1 protein-coding gene is annotated in these 3,651 nt (G+C 58.9%); it reads left to right on the top strand.

Annotated features, from left to right (window positions below):
• A partial coding sequence (locus E0486_RS18370) for a HAMP domain-containing protein (protein ID WP_131854499.1) occupies positions 1–3,651 on the top strand: 3,651 nt, incomplete at both ends.

The raw sequence follows: 3,651 nt of genomic DNA, 5'->3' as shown, positions 1-3,651 counted from the left end.
GGCTCCTGGAGCTCCGGGGTGGAAGCCATCAACGGCCTTATTTCCGACCTCGTTCACCCCACCATTGAGATCGCCCACGTGATCTCCTCGGTAGCAAAAGGCAACCTGTCGCAGGAAATGACCCTGCAGATCGGCGACCACGTGCTGCAAGGGGAATTTGCCCGCATCGCACGCGAGGTGAACGACATGGTGAAACAGCTGAACCTCTTTGCGGCCGAAGTAACGCGCGTGGCGCGCGAAGTAGGCTCCGAGGGTAAGCTGGGTGGCCAGGCCCGCGTGAAAGGCGTGGCCGGTGTGTGGAAAGACCTGACCGACTCCGTAAACCTGATGGCCGGTAACCTGACCGCCCAGGTGCGTAATATCGCCGAAGTAACCACCGCCGTGGCGAAAGGCGACCTCTCCAAAAAAATTACCGTAGACGTACAGGGCGAGATCCTGGAGCTGAAGAACACCATTAATACGATGGTGGACCAGCTCAACTCGTTCTCATCGGAAGTAACGCGCGTGGCGCGTGAGGTAGGTACCGAAGGTAAACTCGGCGGCCAGGCGGAAGTGCCGGGCGTAGCCGGAACCTGGAAGGACCTGACCGACTCCGTAAACCAGATGGCCTCCAAACTGACGGGCCAGGTACGTAACATCGCCGAAGTAACAACGGCCGTGGCCCGTGGCGACCTGTCGCGCAAGATCACGGTAGACGTAAAAGGGGAGATCCTCGAGCTGAAGAACACCATTAATACGATGGTGGACCAGCTGAACTCCTTCTCCTCCGAGGTAAGCCGGGTGGCCCGTGAAGTGGGCTCGGAAGGTAAGCTCGGTGGACAGGCAACTGTAAAAGGCGTCGGTGGTGTGTGGAAAGACCTTACCGACAACGTAAACCTGCTGGCCGGTAACCTCACCGTTCAGCTCCGTGACGTATCCAAAGTAGCAACCGCCATCGCCAACGGTGACCTTACCCAGAAGATCACGGTGGACGTAAAAGGTGAGATCCTCCAGATCAAAGACGTAATTAACCGGATGGTGGACCAGCTCAACTCCTTCGCTTCCGAGGTGACCCGTGTGGCCCTTGAAGTAGGTACGGAAGGAAAGCTCGGTGGCCAGGCCAAAGTGCAGGGCGTTGGTGGTACCTGGAAGGACCTGACCGATTCGGTGAACCAGATGGCCTCCAACCTGACAGCCCAGGTGCGGAACATCGCCGAGGTAACAACAGCGGTGGCCAACGGTGACCTTTCCAAAAAGATTACGGTTAACGTACAGGGTGAGATCCTAGAGCTGAAGAAGACCATCAACACGATGGTGGACCAGCTGAACTCCTTTGCATCGGAAGTAACGCGTGTGGCCCTTGAAGTGGGTACCGAGGGTAAACTCGGTGGCCAGGCCAAGGTGCAGGGCGTAGGTGGTACCTGGAAGGACCTTACCGACTCGGTAAACCAGATGGCCTCCAACCTGACCGCGCAGGTGCGGAACATCGCCGAAGTAACAACGGCCGTGGCGAAGGGCGACCTGTCGCGCAAGATCACGGTGGACGTACGCGGGGAGATCCTTGAGCTGAAGAATACGATCAACACGATGGTGGACCAGCTGAACTCCTTCGGTTCCGAAGTATTCCGCGTTGCGCGGGAAGTAGGTTCCGAGGGTAAGCTGGGTGGCCAGGCAGACGTACCGGGTGTGGAGGGCCTGTGGAAGGACCTGACCGACTCGGTAAATAAAATGGCCTCGAACCTGACGGCGCAGGTGCGGAACATCGCGGAAGTAACGACCGCGGTGGCAAACGGTGACCTGTCGCGCAAGATCGAGGTGGACGTAAAAGGCGAGATCCTCGAGCTGAAGAACACCATCAATACGATGGTGGAGCAGCTCCGGGCCTTCGCATCGGAAGTAACGCGCGTGGCGCGTGAGGTGGGTACGGAAGGTAAGCTCGGTGGCCAGGCACACGTGCCCGGCGTCGCCGGTACCTGGAAGGACCTGACCGACTCCGTAAACCAGATGGCCTCGAACCTGACCGCGCAGGTGCGGAACATCGCCGAGGTGGCCATCGCCGTGGCGAACGGGGACATGTCGAAGAAAATTACGGTGGACGTGCGCGGCGAGATCCTCCAGCTGAAAGAAACGCTCAACACGATGGTGGACCAGCTCCGCGCCTTCGCCTCCGAGGTGACGCGTGTGGCCCGTGAGGTGGGTACCGATGGTAAGCTCGGTGGCCAGGCCTTCGTACCAGGCGTTGCCGGTACCTGGAAGGACCTGACCGACTCCGTAAACCAGATGACCGGTAACCTGACCCTGCAGGTGCGGAACATCGCCGAGGTAACCAAGGCCGTGGCCTCCGGTGACCTTTCGAAGAAAGTAACCATCGACGTAAAAGGAGAGATCCTCGACCTGAAGAATACCATCAACACGATGGTGGACCAGCTCAACTCCTTCGCCTTTGAGGTGACCCGTGTGGCCCGTGAAGTAGGTACGGAAGGTAAGCTGGGCGGACAGGCCGAGGTGCAGGGCGTTGCCGGTACCTGGAAGGACCTGACCGACTCCGTGAACATGATGGCCTCCAACCTGACCAACCAGGTGCGCGGTATCGCCAAGGTAGTAACCGCGGTGGCCACCGGTAACCTGAAACAAAAACTCTCGATCGTATCGCGTGGTGAGGTAGCCCAGCTGACCGAAACCATCAACGAGATGATCGATACCCTCGCCCTCTTCGCCGACCAGGTAACTACGGTTGCCCGTGAGGTGGGTGTGGAAGGACGACTCGGTGGCCAGGCCGTAGTGCCCGGTGCCTCCGGTATCTGGAAAAACCTGACCGAGAACGTAAACCAGCTCGCGGAGAACCTCACCATCCAGGTGCGCGCCATCTCGGAGGTGGCCCTTTCGGTAACCAAGGGTGACCTGACCCGACTCATCCGCGTAGAAGCGAAGGGTGAGCTCGAGGAACTGAAGGATACCATCAACCAGATGATCGCCAACCTGCGGGAAACGACGCTTCGAAACCAGGAGCAGGACTGGCTGAAATCCAACCTCGCCAAGTTTACACAGATGCTGCAGGGGCAGAAAGACCTCGCCACGGTAACCCGCCGGATCCTTTCCGAGCTGGCCCAGGTGGTGAACGCCCAGCAGGGTATGTTCTACATCCTGGAGCAGGACGACGAAGAGCGCTCGAGAAAGCTTAAGCTCTTCTCGGCCTATGCCTATAACGAAGAAGTGGCGCTGCAGAAGGAGTTCGCGCTCGGCCAGGGCCTGGTAGGCCAGTGCGCCGTAGAGAAAGAGCGGATCCTACTGACCAACGTGCCCAAAACCTATTTCAAGATCGGCACCGGCCTCGGCCAGGCCGTTCCCAAAAACGTGATCGTACTGCCCGTACTGTTCGAAACCGAAGTGAAGGCCGTTATCGAGCTCGGTTCCTTTGAACCCTTCTCGGTTACCCACCTCGACTTCCTCGGCCAGCTGACGGAGTCGATCGGTATCGTACTGAACACCATCGAGGCCAACAGCCGTACAGAGTCCCTGCTCGAGCAGTCGCAAAGCCTCGCCGACGAGCTGCGCCGTACCAACGAAGAGCTGCAGGACAAGGCCCACCTGCTCGTGAAGCAGAAGGAAGAAGTGGAAGCGAAGAACAAGGAAGTGGAAGACGCCCGCAAGTCGCTCGAAGAAAAAGCCGAG

Origin of the sequence: Flaviaesturariibacter aridisoli (genome assembly GCF_004343705.1) — a bacterium.
Classification (GTDB): Bacteria; Bacteroidota; Bacteroidia; order Chitinophagales; family Chitinophagaceae; genus Flavisolibacter; species Flavisolibacter aridisoli.
This window is presented reverse-complemented; position numbering and strand designations above follow the sequence as displayed.